General features: G+C 70.3%; 22 protein-coding genes. 16 read left to right on the top strand and 6 right to left on the bottom strand.

Going from position 1 to position 23,123, the window contains the following annotated elements; all coding sequences use genetic code 11:
- Positions 1-412 precede the first annotated feature (412 nt).
- A complete protein-coding gene (locus tag ACYVAG_RS02340) occupies positions 413-1,213 on the top strand; it encodes a serine hydrolase (protein WP_460765964.1) in 801 nt (266 codons plus the stop codon).
- A 140-nt stretch (positions 1,214-1,353) separates the two neighbouring features.
- Here the strand turns inward: ACYVAG_RS02340 and ACYVAG_RS02335 are convergent, their stop codons facing one another.
- On the bottom strand, positions 1,354-2,673 hold the full coding sequence (locus tag ACYVAG_RS02335) for a M20/M25/M40 family metallo-hydrolase (RefSeq protein ID WP_460765961.1): 1,320 nt from the start codon (positions 2,671-2,673) through the stop codon (positions 1,354-1,356).
- Positions 2,674-2,819: 146 nt separating this feature from the next.
- Here ACYVAG_RS02335 and ACYVAG_RS02330 point away from each other — a divergent pair, with 146 nt between their 5' ends.
- The 7 genes from ACYVAG_RS02330 (at position 2,820) to ACYVAG_RS02300 (ending at position 10,982) form a co-directional block, all read left to right on the top strand.
- A complete protein-coding gene (locus ACYVAG_RS02330; protein ID WP_460765958.1) occupies positions 2,820-4,664 on the top strand; it encodes an ABC transporter substrate-binding protein in 1,845 nt (614 codons plus the stop codon).
- Between the two features lies 1 nt (position 4,665).
- On the top strand, positions 4,666-5,697 hold the full coding sequence (locus ACYVAG_RS02325; protein WP_460765955.1) for an ABC transporter permease: 1,032 nt from the start codon (positions 4,666-4,668) through the stop codon (positions 5,695-5,697).
- On the top strand, positions 5,697-6,581 hold the full coding sequence (locus ACYVAG_RS02320; RefSeq protein ID WP_460765952.1) for an ABC transporter permease: 885 nt from the start codon (positions 5,697-5,699) through the stop codon (positions 6,579-6,581). The genes ACYVAG_RS02325 and ACYVAG_RS02320 overlap by 1 nt, the downstream gene beginning before the upstream one ends.
- Positions 6,581-8,317 (top strand): dipeptide ABC transporter ATP-binding protein, encoded by a 1,737-nt coding sequence (locus ACYVAG_RS02315; protein ID WP_460765950.1) that lies wholly within the window; start codon positions 6,581-6,583, stop codon positions 8,315-8,317. Before ACYVAG_RS02320 ends, ACYVAG_RS02315 begins: the two co-directional genes overlap by 1 nt.
- Positions 8,314-9,228 (top strand): S66 peptidase family protein, encoded by a 915-nt coding sequence (locus ACYVAG_RS02310; protein WP_460765947.1) that lies wholly within the window; start codon positions 8,314-8,316, stop codon positions 9,226-9,228. Before ACYVAG_RS02315 ends, ACYVAG_RS02310 begins: the two co-directional genes overlap by 4 nt.
- 369 nt (positions 9,229-9,597) lie before the next feature.
- The gene (locus ACYVAG_RS02305) at positions 9,598-10,587 is read left to right on the top strand and encodes a hypothetical protein (RefSeq protein WP_460765944.1); all 990 of its coding nucleotides are present in this window, start codon (positions 9,598-9,600) and stop codon (positions 10,585-10,587) included.
- Positions 10,584-10,982: a DUF2089 family protein gene (locus ACYVAG_RS02300; protein WP_460765941.1), complete on the top strand. Its 399-nt coding sequence runs from the start codon at positions 10,584-10,586 to the stop codon at positions 10,980-10,982. The genes ACYVAG_RS02305 and ACYVAG_RS02300 overlap by 4 nt, the downstream gene beginning before the upstream one ends.
- 348 nt (positions 10,983-11,330) lie before the next feature.
- Here the strand turns inward: ACYVAG_RS02300 and greA are convergent, their stop codons facing one another.
- Entirely contained in the window at positions 11,331-11,843 is a 513-nt protein-coding gene (gene greA / locus ACYVAG_RS02295; protein ID WP_460765938.1) for a transcription elongation factor GreA, read from the bottom strand.
- A 152-nt stretch (positions 11,844-11,995) separates the two neighbouring features.
- Positions 11,996-12,379: a DUF4307 domain-containing protein gene (locus ACYVAG_RS02290; RefSeq protein WP_460766805.1), complete on the bottom strand. Its 384-nt coding sequence runs from the start codon at positions 12,377-12,379 to the stop codon at positions 11,996-11,998.
- A gap of 93 nt (positions 12,380-12,472) precedes the next feature.
- Between ACYVAG_RS02290 and mca the strand changes: the two genes are divergently transcribed.
- The 3 genes from mca to ACYVAG_RS02275 are packed head-to-tail and all read left to right on the top strand — an operon-like array spanning position 12,473 to position 15,184.
- Positions 12,473-13,336, top strand: coding sequence for a mycothiol conjugate amidase Mca (mca, locus tag ACYVAG_RS02285; protein ID WP_460765935.1), 864 nt, complete (start codon positions 12,473-12,475; stop codon positions 13,334-13,336).
- 19 nt (positions 13,337-13,355) lie between these two features.
- Positions 13,356-13,562: a hypothetical protein gene (locus ACYVAG_RS02280; protein ID WP_460765932.1), complete on the top strand. Its 207-nt coding sequence runs from the start codon at positions 13,356-13,358 to the stop codon at positions 13,560-13,562.
- Positions 13,559-15,184, top strand: coding sequence for an SDR family NAD(P)-dependent oxidoreductase (locus ACYVAG_RS02275; RefSeq protein ID WP_460765929.1), 1,626 nt, complete (start codon positions 13,559-13,561; stop codon positions 15,182-15,184). The genes ACYVAG_RS02280 and ACYVAG_RS02275 overlap by 4 nt, the downstream gene beginning before the upstream one ends.
- Before the next feature lie 303 nt (positions 15,185-15,487).
- Here ACYVAG_RS02275 and trhA read toward each other — a convergent pair whose 3' ends face one another.
- Entirely contained in the window at positions 15,488-16,171 is a 684-nt protein-coding gene (gene trhA / locus ACYVAG_RS02270; RefSeq protein WP_460765926.1) for a PAQR family membrane homeostasis protein TrhA, read from the bottom strand.
- A gap of 250 nt (positions 16,172-16,421) precedes the next feature.
- Between trhA and ACYVAG_RS02265 the strand changes: the two genes are divergently transcribed.
- Both ACYVAG_RS02265 and ACYVAG_RS02260 read left to right on the top strand, forming a co-directional pair.
- Positions 16,422-17,228, top strand: coding sequence for an isoprenyl transferase (locus ACYVAG_RS02265; protein WP_460765923.1), 807 nt, complete (start codon positions 16,422-16,424; stop codon positions 17,226-17,228).
- Between the two features lie 254 nt (positions 17,229-17,482).
- Entirely contained in the window at positions 17,483-18,787 is a 1,305-nt protein-coding gene (locus ACYVAG_RS02260) for a PhoH family protein (RefSeq protein WP_460765920.1), read from the top strand.
- Positions 18,788-19,024: 237 nt separating this feature from the next.
- Here the strand turns inward: ACYVAG_RS02260 and ACYVAG_RS02255 are convergent, their stop codons facing one another.
- Positions 19,025-19,711, bottom strand: a complete 687-nt coding sequence (locus tag ACYVAG_RS02255) for a hypothetical protein (protein ID WP_460765917.1) — start codon at positions 19,709-19,711, stop codon at positions 19,025-19,027.
- A 64-nt stretch (positions 19,712-19,775) separates the two neighbouring features.
- Between ACYVAG_RS02255 and ACYVAG_RS02250 the strand changes: the two genes are divergently transcribed.
- Positions 19,776-20,339, top strand: coding sequence for a DUF4245 domain-containing protein (locus ACYVAG_RS02250; RefSeq protein WP_460765914.1), 564 nt, complete (start codon positions 19,776-19,778; stop codon positions 20,337-20,339).
- Here ACYVAG_RS02250 and ACYVAG_RS02245 read toward each other — a convergent pair.
- Positions 20,305-20,871, bottom strand: coding sequence for a LacI family DNA-binding transcriptional regulator (locus tag ACYVAG_RS02245; protein ID WP_460765911.1), 567 nt, complete (start codon positions 20,869-20,871; stop codon positions 20,305-20,307). The two genes, ACYVAG_RS02250 and ACYVAG_RS02245, sit on opposite strands and share 35 nt — an antisense overlap.
- Before the next feature lie 140 nt (positions 20,872-21,011).
- On the opposite strand from ACYVAG_RS02245, the gene ACYVAG_RS02240 reads away from it, so the two are divergent.
- The gene (locus tag ACYVAG_RS02240) at positions 21,012-21,602 is read left to right on the top strand and encodes a glucuronate isomerase (protein ID WP_460765908.1); all 591 of its coding nucleotides are present in this window, start codon (positions 21,012-21,014) and stop codon (positions 21,600-21,602) included.
- A gap of 27 nt (positions 21,603-21,629) precedes the next feature.
- Positions 21,630-23,123, top strand: coding sequence for a glycoside-pentoside-hexuronide (GPH):cation symporter (locus tag ACYVAG_RS02235; RefSeq protein WP_460765905.1), 1,494 nt, complete (start codon positions 21,630-21,632; stop codon positions 23,121-23,123).

The following is a 23,123-nucleotide window of genomic DNA, read 5'->3' as shown; positions in this document are numbered from 1 at the left end:
ATGCAAATGGTTTCTGACCGGATGGTCGTGGGGCGTGGTCGTGGGGGTGTGGGGCGTGGGGCGTGGAAAGTGCACAGGTGTGCTCAGGATGTTGAGCGGGGGGTGGAATGTGCACAGGTGTGCTCAGATCGTCGCCGCGGGGCGGATTCGCTCGGCGTGTTGAGCGCACGTGTGCACTTTTCGCGGGCCGGGAACCCCGTCGCTCGGCGTGTTGAGCGCACGTGTGCACTTTTCGCGGGCCGGGAAGGCTGTCGCTCGGCGTGTTGAGCACACGTGTGCACTTTTCGCGGGCCGGGACCCGATTCGCTCGGCGTGTTGAGCACACGTGTGCACTTTTCGCGGGCCGGGAAGGCATTCGCTCGGCCTGTTGAGCGCACGTGCGCACTTTTCACTCCGTCCCTACGCTGGCCCCATGCTCGAGCTCCCCCCGCTGACCGATCACGCCGACTGGTCCATCGCCCTCCGCGACGCGGCCACGGGGGAGGTGCTCGCCGCCCGCGACCCCGACCGGGTCCTCAAGACGGCCTCCATCGGCAAGGTCTTCCTGCTGGTCGAGGCGGCGTCGCGCCTCGAGGCCGGTACGCAGGACCCCGCCGAGCCCCTGACCTGGACCGACGACGAACTCGTCGCCGACTCCGGCCTCTGGTACCTGATGGCCTCCCGCCACCTCCCCTTCGCCGACCTCTGCCTGCTGATCGGGGCGTTCAGCGACAACCTCGCGACGAACGTCCTGGTGCGCCACCTCGGCCTCGATGCCCCGCGGGATCGCGCCCGCGAACTCGGCTGCCGCGAGTCGGCGCTGCTCGACCGCATCCGCTCCGAGCGCCTGCCCGGCATGCCGCCCACCCTCTCGGTCGGCTGCGCCGGCGAACTGTCCGACGTGATGGCGCGGCTCGACCGCGGCGACGCGGTGTCACCCGCGGTCTCTGAGCGCGTGCTGCGCTGGCTCGGCGCCGACGCCGACCTGTCGATGGTGGCGGCTGCGTACGGCCTCGATCCGCTGGCGCACGACGAGCCCGACCGCGGCATCCACCTGATCAACAAGACCGGAACGATCTCCACCGCACGCGTCGACATCGGGCTCGTTCGCGGCCCCCGCCGCACCATCGCATACGCGGTGGGCGCGAACTGGGCCGACGACGTCGACCCGCGTGACGCGGTGCTCGCCGACATGAGGGCGGTGGGGGACCTGATCGGGTCGGTGGTGGCCTGAGGGGCTGCGGCCCGCGAAAAGTGCGCACGTGTGCGCAACACGCGGAGCGACGAGCCCCCCGGCCCGCGAAAAGTGCGCACGTGTGCACTTTTCACATCACACCACCACACCACCCCACCACCACCCCCCGGATCACACCCCTACACCGTCTCCAGGAACGCCCGCAGCATCCTCTGCCCGATCACCACCGCCGCGACCGGCGTCCGCTCGTCGGTCGAGTGCTGCCCCTCCGACCGCCGATTCTCGGGGTCGGGGCCGAGCGGGGTGAAGCCGTACGTCTGCAGGCCCAGCTTCGCGAACGCCTTCGAGTCGGTCCCGCCGCCCATGCAGTACGGCACCACGACCGCCTCCGGGTCGTACGCCCGCACCGACGCCGCCATCGCCGCGAACCACTCCGAGTCCACCGGTGATTCCACCGGCGGCTGGTGCGCCGTGTACGCCCACTCCACGTCGGGTCCCACCAGCTCGGCGAGCGTCGTCTCCATCGCGTCGTGGAAGCCCGGAGGGCACCGCACGTCCACCTCCGCGTACGCCACCCCCGGCACCACGTTCACCTTGTAGCCGGCCTCGAGCATCGTCGGCGTCGACGACCCGCGGATCGTGTAGCGCGCGACCTCGGCCGACGCGCCGATCCGGTCGATCAGCGCGAGGATCGACTCCTCGCTCGACAGGTCGGCCTCCAGCCCGATCGCCGCGGCGGTCTGCTCCAGCTGGGCCCGCACGACGGGTGACAGGGCCAGCGGCCACGCGTACGTCGCGATGCGGTGGACCGCCTCGATCAGCCGCCGCACCGCGTCCTCGCCGGTCGGTCGCGAGCCGTGACCCGACACGCCGCGCGCCGTCAGCCGCAGGTGCATGGTGCCGCGCTCGGCGCAGGCGATCGGATAGAGCCGCACGGTCGACCCGTCGGCGTGGTCCACCGGGGTGAAGTACGCGCCCGACTCACCGATCGACGCCCCGCAGCCGGCGAACAGGTCGGGGCGCTCGGCCACGAGCCACTCCGCACCCCAGGCGCCCTGGTCCTCCTCGTCGGCGAGGAACGCGGCCACGATGTCGCGCTGCGGCACGACGCCCTCGCGCCCCCACTCGAGCAGGGTCGTGAGCGTCATCGCGCACGCGTCCTTCATGTCCGAGGCGCCGCGGCCATAGACGTAGCCGTCGCGTACCTCGGCGGCGAACGGATCCATCGACCACTGCTCCGGCTCGGCGGGCACGACGTCCAGGTGGCCCTGCACGACCAGTCCGGGGAGTGACCGGTCGCGACCCGGTACGCGGACCACCACGTTGGCCCGTTCGGGCGCGTCGTCGCGGGCGACGATCACGGGCTCGTGGCCCACCTCGCGCAGCCGGGCGGCGATCCACTCGGCGCACTCCCGCTCGCCGCGCGCGTTCCCGCGCCCGTGGTTGGTGGTGTCGAAACGAATCAGGGTACGCAGGATCTCGATGACCTCGGTGCTCACCGGGGCCACTCTGCCAGAGGGGATCCGCGGGAGGGCGGAATGTTTCCATCGTGATACGACACGGCGGAACTGATTGACTCACGGCGGCGGGGGCGGTTGTCTGGCGAGACCACCCCATTCCCCGGGGCACGTGAGAAGAGGCTGACATGACCAAGTGGACCCCGCGCGGCGCCATCGCCCCGCGCCTGGCGGCGATCGGACTGACGGCTGGCCTGGTGGCCGCCCCGACCCTGGCGGCGGCTCCGGTCGCCCATGCGGAGGAGGCACCCAACCTGAAGCTGGCGATCGTGGCCGACATCGACACGTTCAACCCGTTCAAGACGATCCTCGCGTCGTCGATCAACGTGAACCGCATGGTCTACGAGTCGCTGGTCGAATACGGACCCAAGAAGAATGAGCTCGTCGGCGGCCTGGCCGAGAAGTGGGAGGTGACGCCGGACGGCAAGACGTGGACGTTCACACTGCCGGACGGGCGCACGTGGTCCGACGGGACGCCCATCACCGCCGAGGACCCCGCCTGGACCGTGAACCAGGTCCTGACGAACAAGGACCTGGCGACGGCCAACGGCTCGCTGGTCGAGAACGTCGAGTCGGCCACCGCGAAGGACAAGAACACCTTCGTGGTCGTCATGAAGAATCCGCAGGCGTCCAACCCCGGCACCGAGCTGCCGATCGTCCCCAAGCACGTGTGGGAGAAGGTCGACGCCAGCAAATATCCGGCCGACGGCTCCGACGGCAAGCCGGTCGTCGGCTCGGGTCCCTTCGTGATCAGCAAGTACGCGAAGGGCCAGTCGGTCGAGCTGAAGCCGAACGCCAAGTTCCACCGCGGCGCGCCGAAGGTCTCCGGCCTGACGTGGGTCTACTACAAGAACACCGACGCGGCCGTGCAGGGCCTGCGCGCGGGTGAGCTCGACCTGGTGTCGGGCCTCACGACGGCCCAGTTCAACTCGCTGAAGGGCCAGCCGAACATCGCGACGGCGAACGGCAAGGGCCGCCGCTACCAGGCGCTCGCCATCAACCCGGGCACGATCGACGACACCGGAAAGCCCATGGGTGATGGGAATCCGGCGCTCCAGGACCCGAAGCTGCGCGAGGCGATCTTCACCGCCGTCGACAACAACGTGCTCCTGACCCGTGTGCTCGGCGGCCTCGGCCAGCCCGGCCGGACGCAGGTGCCGTCGGTCTATCCGGACTATTTCGGCCTCGCGCCGGGCACCCCGGAGCGGAAGTTCGACCCGGCCGCCGCCAACAAGATCCTCGACGATGCGGGCTACGCGAAGGGTGCCAACGGCATCCGCAACGACAAGCAGGGCAAGCCGCTGAAGCTGCGCCTCATGGGCCGCAACTCCGACGCCACCCACCAGCAGCTCGCCGACTTCGTGAAGCCGTGGATGAAGGACATCGGCATCGAGGTCGACACCATGATGGTGTCGTCGACGCAGGTCAACAACGACTCGACGCTCGGCAAGTACGACCTCTATTTCACGGGCTGGGGCATCGGGCCCGACCCCGACTTCCAGCTGTCGATCAACCAGTGCTCCTCGCGCCCGAAGGCTGACGGCTCGGGCAACACCAGCGAGAACAACTGGTGCTCGCCCGAGTTCGACGAGCTCTACAAGCAGCAGCACTCCGAGCTCGACCCGGCCAAGCGCCAGGCGCTGGTGAAGCAGGCCTACTCCGTGCTCTACAGGGCGAACGTGCTGAACGTCCTGTACTACGCCGACACGCTGGAGGCGTACCGCAGCGACCGGTTCGCGTCGTTCCAGAAACAGCCGGAGGACGGTGGCGTGATCACCGGCCAGAACTCCTACTGGGGTCTCTATTCGGCGACGCCGGTGAAGGCGGCCGGCCAGAACGCCACCGAGGGCAAGGATTCCGGCGGACTGCCGACCGGCGCCTGGGTCGCCATCGCCGCCGCCCTGGCTGTCGCGATCGGCGGCGGCGCCTACGCCGCCACCAAGAAGAAGAAGAAGAACGAAGACCGGGAGTGATGTGAGCGCACCCGTCGAGACCGCGGAGGTGTTGCAGCCCGAGGACGAGTCCCCCCGGGGCTCGTCCTTGGGCCGCTACCTCCTGTCCAAGGCGAGCGGGGCCCTGATCAGCCTGGTCATGGTGGTCTTCATGGGGTTCTTCGCCTTCCGCATCCTGCCGGGCGATCCCGCGATCTCGATGACGCGCGGGCGTCGAGTGACCCCGGAGGAGGTCGACGCCCTGCGCCAGCAGTACGGGCTCGACCAGCCGCTGATCGTGCAGTTCGGTCGCTATCTGCAGAACCTGTTCACCGGCGACCTCGGCACGTCGTACACCTACAACCAGCCCGTCGCCCAGCTGATCGGCGAACGGGTCGGGTCGACGCTGCTGCTCACCGGCACCGCCGCCGCGCTGTCGATCGTCCTCGGCCTGTGGCTCGGGCAGAAGGCCGCGTGGTCGCGGGGAAGCCTGTTCGACAAGGTGCAGACCGGTCTGGCGCTGATCTTCTGGTCGGTGCCGACGTTCTGGCTCGGCCTGCTCGTGCTGATGCTGTTCGGCGGCACGCTGCACCTGCTGCCGACCGGCGGCATGGTCACGCCCGGGCTGAACGCGACGGGGTTCGCGTACGTCCTCGACGTCGCGAAACACCTCGTGATGCCGGTGCTGACGATGGTGGCCGTCGTCTATGCCCAATACCTCATGGTGATGCGGGCGTCGGTGCTCGAGGAGATGTCGGCCGACTACCTCACCACCGCCCGCGCCAAGGGCCTGAACGAGGACGGCGTACGCACCCGCCACGCGGTCCCGAACGCGCTGCTGCCGACCGTGACGCTGATCTTCCTCACCCTCGGCCACCTGATCGGCGGGGCCGTCACGGTCGAGACCGTGTTCTCGTGGCCGGGCCTCGGCTATCTCACCTTCCAGGGCCTGAGCGGGCCCGATCTTCCTCTGCTGCAAGGGACATTCGTGGTCTTCTCGTCCATCGTCGTGATCATGAACTTCGTGGCCGACCTCATCTATCGCGTGCTCGACCCGCGCCTCAAGGCCGCCTGATGGCTGTCGCATCGGTGGCCGCCAAGCGGCGCGAGAAGGCGAAGGAGAACTGGGCCGAGTTCGCGAGCAACCGCGGCGGCCTGATCGGCCTGCTGGGGCTCGTGGTCGTCGTGGCGCTGGCCCTGCTCGCGCCGGTGCTGGTGCCCATCGGGACGCTCGACGTCACCAAGGTGACCGCGATGCAGAACGAGCCCCCGAGCGGCGCGCACTGGCTCGGCACCGACCCGGCGGGCCGCGACGTCGTGGGGCTGCTGCTCTGGGGTGCGCGGATCTCCTTGCTCGTGGGCTTTTCCGCCACGCTGGTGTCGATGGTGATCGGCACGATCGTCGGCATGATGGCGGGCCACTTCACCGGGTTCACCCAGGCCGTCATCCTGCGCGTGATCGACTTCTTCCTCGTCATCCCGAGCCTCGTGCTGGCCATCGTCCTGTCGACCGTGCTCACGCGCGGCGTCTGGACCATCATCATCGCGATCGGCGTCACGGGGTGGGCCTCGACGGCGCGCATCGTGCGCTCCCAGACCCTGACGATCGAGGCGCGTCCCTACATCGAGCGTGCCCGCGCGCTCGGCGCCGGCGACGTCCACATCCTCGGGCGCCACGTGCTGCCGGCGGTCCTGCCGATCGTGCTCGCGAACACCACGCTCGCCGTGGGTTCGGCGGTCATCTCGGAGTCGACCCTGTCGTTCCTCGGTCTGGGCGACCCCGGTGTCATCTCGTGGGGTTCGATGCTGAAGAGCGCGCTCGACACGGGGTCGGCCACCGCCGGCTATTGGTGGTTCGTGCTGCCGCCCGGCATCGCGATCGTCGTGGTCGTGCTCTGCTTCACACTCGTCGGCCGCGCCCTCGAGGCCGTGGTCAACCCGACATTGAGGGGCCGCTGATGTCCACCGAAGCGACCGCCGCGGAGTCGGCGAAGCCCGCGAACCCCGTCACCGAAGGGAACTCCGGCGACGACGGCGGTGCCGCCATCGAGTGGCGCGACGTCCGTATCGCCTACCGCACCACGCGGGACGAGGGCCGCGACGAGCTCGTCGCGGTCGACGGGGTGAGCCTGCGGGTCGCCCCGGGCGAGACGGTCGGCCTCGCGGGAGAATCGGGCTGCGGGAAGTCGACGCTCGCGGTGTCGGCCCTGCGCCTGCTGCCGAAGAGCGCGAAGGTCACCGGCGACATCCTCATCGGCGGCGAGGACATCATGGCCATGAAGTGGGCCCGCGTCCGCGCCGTGCGGTGGACCGCCGCGTCCATCGTGTTCCAGGGGGCCATGCACTCGCTCAACCCCGTACGCCGGGTCCGCGTCCAGATCGCCGAGGCGCTCGAGCTGCACGCCCGCGACGACTGGTCGTCGGACGCGAAGCGGGACGCCCGCGTCAACGAGCTGCTGGCGCTGGTCGACCTGCCGAAGGCCAAGGGGGATTCCTATCCCCACGAGCTTTCCGGTGGCCAGAAGCAGCGCGTGATGATCGCGATGGCGCTCGCGTGCGACCCCGACATCATCATCGCCGACGAGCCGACGACGGCCCTCGACGTGGTCGTCCAGGCGCAGGTGCTGGACGTGCTCGCCGACCTCGTGCGCGACCGGAACCTGTCGCTGGTGATGATCTCCCACGACCTGTCGGTGCTGGCGCAGGTCTGCGAGCGCATCGTGGTCATGCGCCACGGCCGCATCGTGGAGGAGGGCCCGAGCAAGCAGCTCATGGCCGACCCCCAGCACGAGCACACCCGCGAGCTCGCCGCCGCGTTCCCGACCATCGGCGACCCGGCCTCGCGTCTGCGGGTGGGCCGTCGGGCGCTCGCGGAGGCGTACGACCCGACGGTGCCGGTCGAGGGGGAGCGTACGCCCGGGGCCGAGCGCCTCGAGGTCCGCAACCTGTCGGTCGAGTTCCACGCGCGCGGCCAGCGCGTACGCGCCGTCCAGGACGTGTCGATGACGTGCCGCCAGGGCGAGATCGTGGCGCTGGTGGGCCAGTCCGGGTCGGGCAAGACGACACTGGCGCGGACGATCCTCGGGTTGCAGCAGCCGACGTCGGGCGAGGTGCTGTTCGACGGGAAACCCATGCCGCGTTCGAAATCGGGGCTGAAGGACTATCGCCGCAAGGTGCAGTTCGTGCTGCAGGACCCGAGCGCGTCGCTGAACCCGAAGCACACGGTCTATGAGGCCGTGGCGGAGGGGCTGCAGATCCACCGCCTCGGCGGCGACGAGACGGCGCGCGTGGCGAAGGCGCTCGAGCAGGCCGAGCTCACCCCGCCCGAGCGCTACTTCGGCGTCATCCCGCAGGAGTTGTCCGGCGGCCAGCGGCAGCGCGTCGTGATCGCGGGCGCGCTGGCGCTGGAGCCGGAATATCTGGTGGCCGACGAGCCGGTGGCGTCGCTGGACGCCTCGGTGCGCGGCGAGATCCTCGCGCTGCTGCTCGACCTGCGGCGCAACCTGGGGCTCGGCGCGCTGGTGATCACGCACGACCTCGGGTTGGCGTGGAACATCGCCGACCGCGTGATCGTGATGCAGAACGGGCGCATCGTCGAGGACGGGCCGGTGGAGCAGGTGCTGCTGGATCCGCAGCACGACTACACGAAGACCTTGCTGAAGGTCGTTCCCGAGGGCTGGGGGCACAGGGCGTGAGCGCGTCTCCGCTGGGGCCGTTGTCTCCCGGCGCCCGCGTCGCGGTCGTCGGCACGTCGGGCCCGCCCACCCGCCAGCTGCATCGGCGCGCGCTGGAACTCCTGTCCTCGTGGGGTTTCGACGCGGTCGCGTACGCCAGTTCGCGCGCCGAACACCCGCGGGCCGACTATCTCACCGGGCCGGATTCCCTGCGGGCCAAGGACTTCGAGGACGCCTGGTGTGACCCCGAGGTCGACGGTGTCGTCGCGATCCGTGGTGGCTACGGCAGCGTACGCATGCTCGACCTGCTGGATGCCGACCGCATGCGCGCGGCGCGGCCCAAGCCGTTCTTCGGGTCGAGTGACACGACGGGGCTGCAGGAGTGGTTGCGGGAGGTGCTCGGGGCGCCGTCGTGGTTCACGCCGATGCCGGGCGTCGGGTCCCACCTCCACGACCACGTGGCGATGGAGGGCCTGCGCCAGGTGATGGTGGAACCGTGGCAGGGGCGGCGGATCACGGCGGAGGACGCGGAGGTGCTCGTTCCCGGGACGGCGTCCGGGACGACGATCGGCGGCAACCTGTCGCTGCTGCAGATGACGCTGGGGGCGCGGACGCGCCGTCCGGTCGACAACACCGACACGATCGCGCTGCTGGAGGACGTGAACGAGGACGCGTACAAGGTGGACGGGTTCCTCACCTCGCTGCTGCGCGCCGGCTGGTTCGACGGCGTACGCGGCATCGCGCTCGGCTCGTGGCTCGGCTGCGTCGACGAGGAGGTCCGCGAGCTGTGCGTCGAGCTGCTGGCACCGCTGGGTGTGCCGATGGTGTGGGAGCTGGGCTTCGGCCACTGCCTGGGCGCGACGAGCGTGCCGCTGGGCGTACGCGCGCGGCTCGAGGCGACGGGGGAGCCGGGGCTGGTCCTCGAGGGGTAGGCGGTCGGTGAAAAGTGCGCAGGTGTGCACTTTTCGGTCCTGGGATGTGAAATGGGCGCAGGTGTGCGCGACACGCTGAGCGTGAGCGGCCCTGGGCTGCCAGATGGGCGCAGGTGTGCGCGACACGCTGGGCGTGAGCGGCCCTGGGCTGCCAGATGGGCGCAGGTGTGCGCTTTTCGTTCCCGGGATGTGAAATGGGCGCAGGTGTGCGCGACACGCTGGGCGTGAGGCGTCCTGGGCGGCGGAATGGGCGCAGGTGTGCACTTTTCACGGCCGAGCCAGTCCCATAACCCTGAACTGACCCCGAGTCACCTCCCATTCTGGAAAGCACCCCTTCGAAAGTGAGCGGCGGCGCTTTACATTTGATGCATGAGCACCCCGGACATGACGACGATCCTCGAGGACCTCGCGGCAGGGCGCATCGACGCCGCCGAGGCCTCGCGACGGATCGAGGCGCTGAAGACCACGTCGGCCCAGCCGACCGATGACGCGGGGCCCCAGCGGGCCGAAACGACCCCGACGCCCCCCACTGCCGCGGGCGGTCCCACGGCCGACGCCCCGAAGCGGTCCGCCGGCGAGCCGGGCCCGAACCGCTGGCGTACCTACGCCCGCGAGACCTTCTCCCGTGTCCGCGACGGCCAGCCCGCCGACGCACCGCCCATCACCGACACCAAGGGCGTCGAGTCCGTATCGATCCGCGCGGTCGGCCGCCGCGTACGCGTGATCGGCGACGGCCGCGTCTCGACCGCCTCGGTCGAGGGCCAGCACGTCCTGCGCCGAAACGGCTCGGTCATGGAGATCACCTCCGAGGGCGAGGTCGGGCCGTCGCTCGACGGGTTCACCATCCTCAAGCCGCCCCGCAGCCTCGAGGACGTCCGCAACCTCGGCCTCGGCAAGGAACTGCTCGTCCGCGTCAACCCCGGCCTGCTCGTCGACGTCGAGCTGACGGCGGGCTCCCTGACGACCGAAGACGTACGCCGGCTCGGCAAGGTACGCGTCACAGCCGGCGGCGCGAAGGTCACGGGCTTCGAAGAGGCCCACGACGTGCTCGTCCAGGCCGGGCAGGCCACGCTGTCGGGCACCGTCACGACCGGCCGCTCGCGCGTGCGCTGCGAATCGGGCTCGCTGTCGATCCAGCTCGGGGACGGCTCCAATGTGACCGTCCGTGCCGAGTCGCAACTCGGCAAGGTGGCCTGGGCCGGCCAGCACCAGGGCTCGGGCGACGAGGTCGTCATGGGCAACGGTTCGGCCCGCCTCGACGTGGGCGTGGTCATGGGCCACGCGCAGGTGCGCGTCGGCTCGGAGAGCGAGAAGGCGACCGGCGACAAGACCAACGACACCAAGGAGGACCTCCGATGAGCCACGACCATGAGCACCGCGCACCTCATGACTGCCCGGTCTGCGGCGATCAGCTCGCCGTCACCCGCCTGGGCTGCACGTCGTGCGGGTCGGAGATCGGCGGCATGTTCGCCACCTGTGAGTTCTGCGCCCTCGACAAGGGCGAGATCGAGACCCTGCGGGTCTTCCTGGCCTCGCGCGGCAACCTGCGCGAGGTCGAGAAGCACCTCGGGGTGTCCTATCCGACCGCCCGTCTGCGCCTTACCCAACTGCTGATGAAGCTCGGCCTGTCGGGCGAGGCGGGGGAGCCCGTCGGCGAACCCGACCCCACCCCCACGCGCGACGAGGTCCTCACCGGCGTCGCGGACGGGTCGATCAGCCCGGCCGAGGCACAGGCGTTGCTGGCGAGGCTCTGAGCCCGCGTACCCCCGCCCTAGAGCCCAACTTGTGCACGCGAGTGCGCAAGTTGGGTGGCTGGCCCGGCGTGTCACCCCAACTTCTGCACAAGCGGCAACGGAGCAGGGTGCGGGCAGGACCGCGTACGTCGTGAGCCTGCGTACGCCGTGAGCCCGCGTACGCCCCGTGAACCCGCGAGCGACCACCGCACGTTGACGTGTGTGCGCAAGTTGGGGTGACACGCCGGGCGCGGAACCCAACCCATGCACTCGTGTGCGCAAGTTGGGTCGAGGGACCGGGCCCACGCACAAACAGCGAGCCGCCCCGGTCACCCGGGGCGGCTCGCTGTATGGCGGAAATCCAGCGGGTCAGCCTCGGAAGGGTTCGACCTTGATGATCTTGACGGCGATCGTCTTGCCGTTCGGCGTCTCATACTCGGCCATGTCGCCGACCTTCTTGCCGGTGATGGCGGCGCCCAGCGGAGACTGGGGCGAATAGACGTTCACGTCGTCGGCCGCGTCGTCGAGTCCAAGGACCTCGCGCGAGCCGAGCAGGAACGTGTCGGTGTCGTCCTCGTCGCCGTCGAAGGCGATGGTGACCTTGGTGCCGGGCGCGACCTCGTCGCCGGAGGCCGGGGCCTCGCCCACCTGGGCGCGACGCAACATCTGCTGCAGCTGCGCGATGCGGGCCTCCATCTTGCCCTGCTCCTCGCGAGCGGCGTGGTAGCCGCCGTTCTCGCGGAGGTCGCCCTCGTCACGCGCGGCCGCGATGCGGTCGGCGATCTCGGTGCGGCCCTCGCCCTCGAGGTGGGCGAGCTCCTCGGTGAGCTTGTCGTACGCGTCCTGGGTCAGCCAGACGGTGTCAGTGGTGATTTCTGCCATTGGGGGAGTCTACCAGTGGGAAGCAAAGAAGGGCGGGAATGCTCCTCGACTCGCTGCGCTCGCTCGGAGAACGTTCCGAACTCCTCGTCTCGCTGCGCCTGTGCTGAGCGAGGCCGCCCGCGGCCGAGACGAAGTGCTCGCTCGGAGAACGTTCACCCGCAGTGGTCCACCGACGCCGACGTGCCGCGCCGGAACGTGCGTACGCTCACCCAGCGCTCGTCGGTCTTCCGATCCGCCGGTCCGATCGGCACCGACACCTCGCCCACCCGCTCGAAGTCGACGGCCTGCACATAGACCAGGCAGCGCCCGGACGTGGCCGGCGTACGCCGGTCGACCATCACCTTCACCCGCGTCTCGGTGTCGCTGACGACCTGGAAGCTCGACACGTTGCCCTGCAGCGGCGGGTTGGCCTTACCGGCCGAGATCCACAGCCAGTACGCGACCAGCGACCCCAGCGCCACCACCAGCAGCGGCACCAGCCACGGCCGCCGACGCACGGGATAGCGCTCGGCGATCCGCCGCTCGGCCTCGGTCATGCTCACGCGCGTCACTCTAGTCCGCCGTCTGGACGACCCCGCCCCCCAACGACCGCCCACTAGAGTGTCTGCGGCCCCGAACCGAGGAGATCCATGAGCGACCTGCGCCTGCTCCACGTCCACGCCCACCCCGACGACGAGTCGAGCAAGGGTGCGGCCGTGACGGCCCGCTATGTCCAGGAAGGGGTACGCGTCGTCGTCGCCACCTGCACCGGCGGCGAGCGCGGCTCGATCCTCAACCCTGCGATGGAGCGCGAGGACATCATCGCCAACATCAGCGAGGTACGCCGGGCCGAGATGGACGCCGCCCGCGAGATCCTCGGCGTCGAGCAGATCTGGCTCGGCTTCGTCGACTCCGGCCTGCCGGAGGGCGACCCGCTGCCCCCGCTGCCGGACGGCTGCTTCGCGACGCAGGACCTCGACGAGGCCGCCGGGCGGCTCGTCCAGGTCATCCGCGACCTCCGGCCGCAGGTCGTCACGACCTACGACGAGAACGGCGGCTATCCCCACCCCGACCACATCATGTGCCACCGCCTGACCATGGCCGCGGTCGAGGCTGCCGCCGACCCCGACCTGTGGCCGGAGCACGGCGAGCCCTGGCAGGTGTCCAAGGTCTACTACCACTTCACCTTCAACAGGCCGCGTACGCAGGCCCTCCACGACGCCATGATCGCCCGCGGGCTCGAGTCGCCGTACGTCGAGCGGCTCGCGAAGTGGGACGACTTCCCGCGCGTCTCGTCGGACCGCATCACGACCCGCGTCCCGTGCGCGGACTTCTTCCACGTCCGCGACCGCGCCCTCATCGCCCACGCCACGCAGGTGGACCCGAACGGCGCCTGGTTCGCCGTGCCGCTCGAGGTCGAGCAGGAGGCGTGGCCGACCGAGGACTTCGAGCTCGTCGTGAACCACGTCGGGGCCTTGACCCCCGAGGACGATCTTTTCGCCGGGCTGCGCTGACGGGCGTACAGTCGATCCCATGACTTTCCTGGAGATCGACCCCAACTCGGTCGTGGCGGGGTGGATCCCGCTGGTGCTGACGATCGTGCTGGGCATCGTGGTGTTCCTGCTGTTCCGCAGCATGCGCACGCAACTGCGCCGCATCGACATCCCCGACGAGGGCATCGACACCCGCGCCGAGCAGGGCGATCGCACCGAGCGGCCGAAGGCCGACACCCAGGCGTGAGCGAGGGCGACGGCACCCCCGCCGACCCCATCGATCCCGCCGACCCCATCGATCCCGCCGACCTCGAGGCCGCCCTGCGCGTGCTCCGCGCCGCGCCCGTGCTGCCCGAGGGCCATCCCGACCTCGTCGCGGTGCAGCGCGCGGCGACCACGTTCGACAAGACGCTCCGCAAGGTACGCCGGGCCCGCGCGCGCGACGAGCGGCGTACGCCGGTGGTCGAGCACGATGCAGCGATCCTCGCCGCCACGGCGACCGGATCACCCATGCGGATCGACGACGAGACCAAGGGCATCCCGTTGGTCTCGCAGGTCGTGGGGGCGTACGCGGGGGAGCTGAAGCAGGAGCGCGGGTGCTACATGTGCCACGCGAAATACCGGCTCGTCGACGCGTTCTACCACTGGCTGTGCCCCGACTGCGCGCGGCTCAGCCACCGCAAGCGCCACCAGCGCGCCGACCTGCGCAGGCGCCGCGCCCTGCTGACGGGCGGGCGCGCGAAGATCGGCATGTACATCGCGCTGATGCTCCTGCGTGACGGCGCCGAGCTCACGATCACCACGCGGTTCCCGCGCGACGCCGCCCGACGGTTCGCCGAGCTGGCGGACTCGCCGGAGTGGATCGACCGACTCACCATCGTCGGCATCGACCTGCGCGACCCCGCCCAGGTCGTCGCGCTCGCCGACGAGGTCGCGGCGGGCGGCCCGCTGGACATCCTCATCAACAACGCGGCCCAGACCGTGCGGCGGAGCCCGGGGGCGTACGCGAACCTGGTCGACGCCGAGGACCAGCCGCTGCCCGAGGGGCCGCTGCCACGCATCATCGCCTTCGACCGCATCAGCGAGGCCCACCCGGCGGCGTTGACCGGGGCGTTGCGGGGTCAACGCTCGCCGAGTGAGCGCCAGCGAGACGAGGAGTCACACGAGCGCACCGCTGAACGTTCTCCGAGCGAGCGCTTCGCCTCGGCCGCGGGCGGCCTCGCTCGGCACAGGCGCCAGCGCGACGAGGAGCCGGCTCACCAGCCCACCCCCGCCGCTCTGACCTCCCTCACTCTTTCCGCCGGCCACGCCAGCCTGGAGGCGTACGCCTCCGGCACCGCCGTCGACGCCGGCGGCCTGCTGCCCGACACCCAGCGCGTGAACTCGTGGAAGCAGAAGGTCGAGGAGGTCGACCCGCTGGAGCTCCTCGAGGTGCAGCTGTGCAACTCGACCGCGCCGTTCCTGCTGGTCTCGCGGCTGCGCCCCGCGATGCGCGCGGCCGTCGCGGCGGGGGCGAGGCGGGCGTACGTCGTGAACGTGTCGGCGATGGAGGGGCAGTTCGGGCGCCGCTACAAGGGGCCGGGCCACCCCCACACGAACATGGCGAAGGCGGCGCTGAACATGCTGACGCGCACGAGCGCGGCGGAGATGTTCGAGACCGACCAGATCCTGATGACCGCGGTCGACACGGGCTGGATCACCGACGAGCGGCCCCACCACGAGAAGCTGCGCATCGCGGCCGAGGGCTGGCACGCGCCGCTCGATCTCGTCGACGGGGCGGCGCGGGTCTATGACCCGATCGTGCGGGGCGAGGCGGGGGAGGACCTGTATGGGTGCTTCCTGAAGGACTTCGCGCCGGGGGAGTGGTGAGGCTTCGACTCGGCCGCGGGCGGCCTCGCTCAGCCAGCGTGGGGCTTCGACTCGGCCGCAGGCGGCCTCGCTCAGCCAGCGTGGAGGCTTCGACTCGGCCGCGGGCGGCCTCGCTCAGCCAGCGTGGGGGCTTCGACTCGGCCGCGGGCGGCCTCGCTCAGCCAGCGTGGGGGCTTCGACTCGGCCGCGGGCGGCCTCGCTCAGCCAGCGTGGGGGCTTCGACTCGGCCGCGGGCGGCCTCGCGCAGCCAGCGTGGGGGCTTCGACTCGGCCGCAGGCGGCCTCGCTCAGCCAGCGTGGGGCGTCAGCGCAGCGTCAGCAGCAGGATCGCGACGAAGTGGCACGCGCAGCCCAGCACCGTCCCGAGGTGGAAGATCTCGTGGAAGCCGAACCACGCGGGGCTCGGGTTCGGGCGCTTCCGTGCGTACGCGACCGCCCCCAGTGAATAGCAGAGCCCGCCGGCGATGATCAGCCCGAACACCAGCGGCCCGCCGGTGCCCAGGAACTGGTTGAGCCAGCCGAGCGCGGCCCACCCCATGCCGAGATAGAGGGCGACATAGAGCCAGCGCGGCGCGCTGAGCCAGAGCACGCGGAACAACAGCCCGAGGATGCCGACGATCCAGATGATGGTGAGCAGGAGCACCCGCGAGTTCCCATGCAGCATCAGCAGCGCCATCGGCGTGTAGGACGCCGCGATGAACACGAAGATGTTCGCGTGGTCGAGGCGGCGCAGCACGGCAAGGGCGGCGGTGCTCCAGCGGCCGCGGTGATAGATGGCGCTGGTGCCGAACAGCATCAGCGATCCGGCGAGGAACACGGCGTTGCCGATGCGGGCGGTGGGGGTCTTCGACAGCAGGATGAGGACGATGCTGCCGATCACGACCAGCGGCGTCCATCCGGCATGCAGCCAGCCGCGGAGCTTCGGTTTCAGGGGCGCGAGGGCCTCGTCGACGGCGGGCGTGACCTCGGACTTCGTGTCGCTCGGCATGGACACCTCCTCTGAAACCTACGGTACCGTAACCTACGGGCCGGTAATGGCTGCCCGGATGAACTCCGGGTGGCCATCAGGTGTGCCCGACTACCGTAGCCGTCACGAGAAGCCGCCCACCGACGCCGTGCACGACACCAGGGGCGGGACGCGCGGGAAGGTGCTCGTCAGCACGGAGTCCGACCCCACCGAGGGGGAAGCCCGACCGTAGGCCCTGCCGCGCCGGCGTGCGGATGGCTAGTGTGGCCCCATGGCGCGTATCGACCGGCTCCGTGAGCTCGTGGACCGGATGCACCCGGCGGGGCTGCTCTATTCGACCTACGAGCAGCGGCTCCTCGCCGAACTCGACCACGACCAACTCCCCAAGCACGTCGCCGTGATGGCCGACGGCAACCGGCGCTGGGCGCGCATGAACGCGCCGGGCCAGCCGCTGGTCGCGGGCTATCGCGCCGGCGCCGAGAAGCTGCTGCAGTTCGTGGGCTGGTGTGACGAGGTCGGCGTCGAGGTCGTGACCCTCTGGGTGCTGTCGACCGACAACCTCCACCGCGCCGCCGACTCCGAGCTCCAGCCCCTGCTCGAGGTCATCGTCGACATGGTCGACGACCTCGCCGGCCACCACTGGGCGGTCAAGCCCATGGGCGCGCTCGACCTGCTGCCGGCCGACGTCGCCGCGCGGCTGAAGGACGCGGAGGCCCGTACGGCCGGCAACGACGGCATGCACGTCAATATCGCCGTGTCGTACGGGGGTCGCCACGAGCTGCGGGACGCCGTGCGCTCACTGCTCGCCGCCGAGGCGGCCAGGGGCACGTCGCTCGCCGAGCTCGCCGAGACCGCCGAGATGGAGGACATCGCGGCCCATCTCTACACCGCGGGCCAGCCCGACCCCGACCTCGTGATCCGCACGTCGGGCGAGCAGCGGCTCTCGGGCTTCCTGATCTGGCAGTCGGCCCACAGCGAGTTCTATTTCTGCGAGGCCCTGTGGCCCGACTTCCGCAAGGTCGACTTCATCCGCGCCCTGCGCTCGTACGCGCAGCGCGAGCGCCGCTTCGGGCGTTAACGGCAGGAGAACAGTCAGTTACGCGACACGCGTACGGCGTGGTGACGTGACATGTGCCGTACGCGGCCGCGTACCTTCGTGGGCAACGGGCGGTGGGGAAGCCGCCCGCGACCGGAGGCATCGTCCATGCGACGTCCAGCTCGAACGAGCGCGACCCGCGGGCCAGCACCAGGCCCTGAGGCTCTCCGGCCCATCACCTGAAACCAGGTGGGGCCGGGCGCCGGTGACGCGCGGTCCCACAGAAGGAATTGACTGTGTCCCAGACCGCCGCCCGCCGGACCTATGTGATCGACACTTCGGTACTTCTGAGTGACCCCCACGCCATGCGCCGCTTCGCGGAGCACGACGTGGTGCTCCCCGTCGTGGTGATCACCGAGCTCGAGGCCAAACGCCACCACCCCGAGCTCGGGTATTTCGCGCGCACCGCGCTCCGGCACCTCGACGACCTCCGCATCGCCCACGGCCGCCTCGACGCGCCGCTGCCGGTGAACGAGCAGGGGGGAACGCTCCATGTCGAGCTCAACCACACCGACGATTCCGTGCTGCCGAAGGGATTCCGCCTGGGTGACAACGACTCGCGCATCCTCGCGGTCGCGCTGAACTATCGCTCCGAGGGCAACGACGTCGTGCTGGTGTCGAAGGACCTGCCGATGCGGGTGAAGGCGTCGTCGGTCGGGTTGCCGGCCGAGGAATACCGCGCCGACGGCGTGGTCGAGACCGGGTTCACCGGCATGACCGAGATCGACGTCGCGCCGCAGGTGATCGACGCGCTCTATGAGCACGGCACCGCCGACCTCGACGAGGTGAAGGACCTGCCGGCCAACACCGGCGTGGTGCTGCTGGGAGGTGGCGGCTCCGCGCTCGGCCGCGTGATGGCCGACAAGCAGGTGCGGCTGATCAAGTCCGACCGCGAGGCGTTCGGCCTGCACGGCCGCTCGGCCGAGCAGCGCGTCGCGCTCGACCTTCTGCTCGACCAGAGCGTCGGCATCGTGTCGCTCGGCGGCCGGGCCGGCACCGGCAAGTCTGCGCTCGCGCTGTGTGCGGGGCTCGAGGCCGTCCTCGAGCGGCGGCAGCACTCGAAGGTGATCGTTTTCCGCCCGATGTACGCCGTCGGCGGCCAGGACCTCGGCTATCTGCCCGGCAGCGAGCACGAGAAGATGTCGCCCTGGGCGCAGGCCGTGTTCGACACCCTCGGCGCGGTCACCAACAAGAACGTCATCGACGAGGTGATGGACCGCGGGCTGCTCGAGGTGCTGCCGCTGACCCACATCCGCGGGCGCTCGCTCCACGACGCGTTCGTGATCGTCGACGAGGCCCAGTCGCTGGAGCGCGGCGTCCTCCTGACGGTGCTGAGCCGCATCGGCCAGAACTCGCGTGTCGTGCTGACCCACGACGTCGCCCAGCGCGACAATCTCCGCGTCGGTCGCCACGACGGTGTCGTGGCCGTGGTCGAGAAGCTCAAGGGACACCCGCTGTTCGCCCACGTCACGCTGACGCGGTCGGAGCGCTCGCCGATCGCCGCGCTGGTCACCGAGATGCTCGAGGACCAGCCGAGCTGACCCCAGGCCGTGGCCGGGGAGGGGTGAACGATTCCCCCTCCCCGGCCACTTTCACGAACGGGTGGGCCCCGGGGGCCCAACTTGTGCACCCGGGTGCGCAAGTTGGGGCGACACGCCGGGGCGAAAACGCAACTCGTGCACACGCGACGAGTCGTGCGATTCATCCAGGGGGAACCTCGCGAAAGACCGGGGTACGCGGACTCAGGTCCCGAACTTCACGACACCGGGTACGCGGACTCAGGCCCGCGCGCAGTAGATCGCGTACTCGATCTGGTGTCCCTCGCGCTCGACCGGCACGATGACCTCGCGTACGCCGGGGGCGAGCCGCTCGAGTGTCGCCGCGAGCTCGGGGGCGCGTCCCTGGCACCACACCGCGAGCAGCCCGTCAGGAATGAGCCGCGCCAGCGCAGCCTCGAGGAGCGGGGCCGCGTACAGGTCGGCGTTGCCGGCGTGGATCAGGAAGTCCGGGCCGTTGTCGACGTCGAGCAGGATCGCGTCCCACGGCCCGTCCGGGCCGGTCGAGCCCCGCAACACCTCCGCCACGTCGGCCGCGTGGAGCGTCGCCCGCCGGTCCCCGGCGACCCGCTCCAGCATCGGCGTCAGCCCCTGTCGCGCCCAGTCGAGCAGTGCCGGCTCGAGCTCGACCACGTCGAGGTGGCGTACGCCGTGTTCCAGCAGCCGCGCCGACGTGTAGCCCAGGCCGAGCCCGCCCACCAGCACGCGCCGGGCGTCGGCGGCGCAGTCGGCCAGCGCGATCTCGCTGGCGACCTCACGGCTGTCCATCGCGAAGGCGCCGTTGACGATGAGCTCGTGGACGACCTGCCCCGAGTCGAGCCGCCGTTCGCGGAGCGCGACCTCGTGGTCGCCGCGGCGGGCGCGCCCGAGCGTACGCAGCCCCTCGTCGGACTTCCCGAACCACCTCATGGCCGCACCCTAGCGATGTCGCCGCAGATTTCGCCGTGCCGCGGCGTTCTGTGAGGATGGGGCCGTGGCCGACCAGCAGCGATCCGCGACCGCGGGGGACATGATCCGTTCGATCCTCGTGGTGCTGGTGCCCGTGCTCCTGCTGATGGCGCTGCTCACCCAGACCCCCGACGAGCCCGAGGTGCCCACGGTGCCGTGGCAGCCCGTGCTCGCCAAGGCGCGCTCCGAGGCGCCGTGGCCGGTGGTCGCCCCCGCTGGCCTGCCCGAGGGCAAGAGGCAGTGGCGGCCCACCCGCGCCCACTGGTCGAAGGCCGGCCAGCCCGGCCCGCTCGGCGGTGCGCCGTCACCGCGCAACCAGTGGCTGCTCGGCATGATCGGGCCGGACGGCATCCACTACGCCGTCAATCAGGCCGACGGCGACGTCCCGTCCTTCGTGGCGGAGACGACGCGGGCCGCGATGCCGGCGGGCGACGAGACCATCGCCGGACAGAAGTGGGAGCGGTTCGAGACGGGGGACGGGCGTACGCGGGCGCTCGTGCGCCGCGGCGGCAAGGACGTCGTGACGGTCGTCGCCGACACCGACTTCGGCCACCTCAATCAGTTCGCGCGGACGCTGTCACAGGGCTGAGTGCGGCCGTCGACTCCCGCACCACCAGGTGCGTCGGCAGGAGCCTGTCGCCGGGGGCGGGTTCGGAGCCCACCAGCAGCGCGGCCATCGTCTCGGCGGCGATCCTGCCCGCGTCCCGGCGGGGGAGCTCGACGGTGGTGAGGGGCGGGCGCACCACGGCAGACACGGGAATGTTGTCGATGCCGACCACGGACAGTCGTTCGGGCACCGGGACGCCATAGGCGATCAGGCGGTGCAGCAGGCCGATGGCCATGATGTCGTTGTAGACGATGACGGCGGTGACGCCAGACCCGAGGACCGCGTCCGCGGCGCCCATGCCGCCCTCGAACGTCGGCGGGAACTCCCCGAGCAGCTGGCCGTCGACCCCGTCGGGCCGTTCGGCGCAGGCCGCGACGAAGGCGTCCCGGCGCTGGCGCGCCGAGCGGCTGAGGAGGTCGCCGCCCACGTGGCCGAGGCGACGGTGCCCCAGACCGGTGAGGTGGCTGACGGCCTCGCCGACGCCGCCCTCGTTGTCGAAGCTGACGTGGGGCAAGCCATCCACGCGACGCGACGCGCACGGTTCGCCGAACTCGGCGGTCTCGCCACCGACCACGGGCACCTGTCCGCCGACACGACCCCCCTCCCCGACGCGGAGGCGGCCGCGATCTTGAACGCCGGACCTCCGGGGGCGAGGTGACCGAAGATCAGGTGCACGCCTTCGCCGCCCACATGCTGTTCCAGATGGCGAAGATGAGCGCCGACGACGGGCTCGTGATGCAGATCCACCCCGGCGTCCTGCGCGACCATCACAGCGGCACCTACCGCGCCCACGGCCAGGACAAGGGATTCGACATCCCGGTGGCCGCCGAATACACCCGGAACCTGCGGCCCATGCTGGACGCGTTCGGCGCCGATCCCGCCTTCCGCTGCATCGTGTTCACCCTCGACGAGGACGTCTACACCCGCGAGCTGGCCCCGCTGGCGGGGGCGTACGCGTCCCTGCGGCTCGGCGCCCCGTGGTGGTTCATCGACTCGCCCGAGGGCATGCTGCGGTTCTTCGAGGGCGCGACCGAGACCGCCGGATTCTCCAACATGTCGGGATTCGTCGATGACACCCGGGCCTATTGCTCGATCCCCGCGCGCCACGACCTCTATCGGCGCATCAGCGCCCACTACCTCTCGCGCCTCGTCGCGGAGCACCGCCTCACCGAGGACGAGGCGATCGATACCGCCGCCGACCTCGCCTACCACCTGCCGAAGGCCGCGTACGCCGCCCGCGGCTGAGCGCACGGACCAACACGGGAGTCGACGATGACCACCACCACCCCCGACCTCACGGCCGACCTGACGCGTGCCGGCCTGCGAAGGCTGACGTTCAAGGAGAAGCTCAGCTATGGCCTGGGTGACTTCGGCAACGGGTTCATGTTCGATCTCGGGCAGGCGTACCTGCTGTACTTCTACACCGAGATCGCCGGGATCACGCCGATCGCCGCCGCCGGAGTCTTCGCGTTCACCAAGATCTTCGACGCCTTCATGGACCCGGTCGCGGGGACGTACGTCGACGGCCGCACGAAGGTCGGCAAGCACGGTCGCTTCAAGCCGGTGATGATGTATGCCTCCATCGCGCTGGCCGTCCTGACAGTGTTCACGTTCCTCAGCCCGAGTGGGTCCCACGACGTGAAGCTGGCGTACGCGTACTTCTCCTACGCCGCGTGGGGCGTCCTCTACAGCTTCACCAACGTCCCGTACGGCTCGCTGGCCTCGGTGATGACGCAGGACTCCGAGCAACGCGCGCAGTTGGCGGCGTTCCGCCAGGCCGGGTCGGTGGGCGCGCTGCTGGTCACGGGTGTGGCCTTCATGCCCATCGTCGTGGCCGTCAGCGGGGGCGCGGGCCAGCTCAGCCAGACGGGGTACGCGGCGGCCGCCGCAGCCATGTCGATCGTCGGCGTGTTGGGCTTCCTCGCCTGCTTCCGCGGCACCACGGAGGACGTGCCGGTGGTGCGCAACCCGCAGGAGAAGATCACGCCGGCGACCTTCGCCCGCACCGTCTTCACCAACCGGGCGCTCCTGACGCTGGTGCTCATGACCGTGTTCTCGATCTCCGCCTACAACATCATGCCGGCGATGATGGCGTACTTCTCGAAGTACAACCTGCGCAACATCGAGCTGCTGAGCTACATCAACTTCTTCGGCATCGGCGCATCGGTCATCGCGATCCTCTCGATCCCCTTCCTGGTCAAGAAACTCGGCAAGCGCAACACCGCGCTGCTGGGGTTCGCGATCGCGGCGGTCGCCTCTCTCGTGAACTTCCTCATCCCCACGAATCCCTACGTCTTCACGGTTCTGTACGCGCTGACCTTCGTGGGCGTGGCCCTCCCCAACGGTGTGACGTGGGCGATGGTGTCGGACGTGATCGACTACGTACACTGGCGGACCGGCGTGCGCCGTGAGGGCATCACCTATTCCATGTTCAACTTCTCCCGCAAGATCGCCCAGGCGCTCGCGGCAGGCCTGGCCGGTGTGGGGTTGAACGTCATCGGCTACCACAATGGGTTCACCACCGACGGCACGAGCCCCGAGCAGGTCGCGGGGATCCTGAACGGCATCAAGGGGCTCCAGACGCTCTATCCGGCGGTGGCGCTGACGTTGGCGGCGCTCACCCTGCTCCTCCTCTATCCGCTCACCGAGCATCGGCTGAAGGAGATGCTGGTGGAGATCCACGCACGCGACGCGGCGGAGATCGAGGGCGGGACCGCCGAGCGCGTGGACGGCCGCACCAACAGCACCAATCCGACCAAGGAGTGA

It is taken from the genome of Mariniluteicoccus flavus (assembly GCF_054776655.1).
This window is presented reverse-complemented; position numbering and strand designations above follow the sequence as displayed.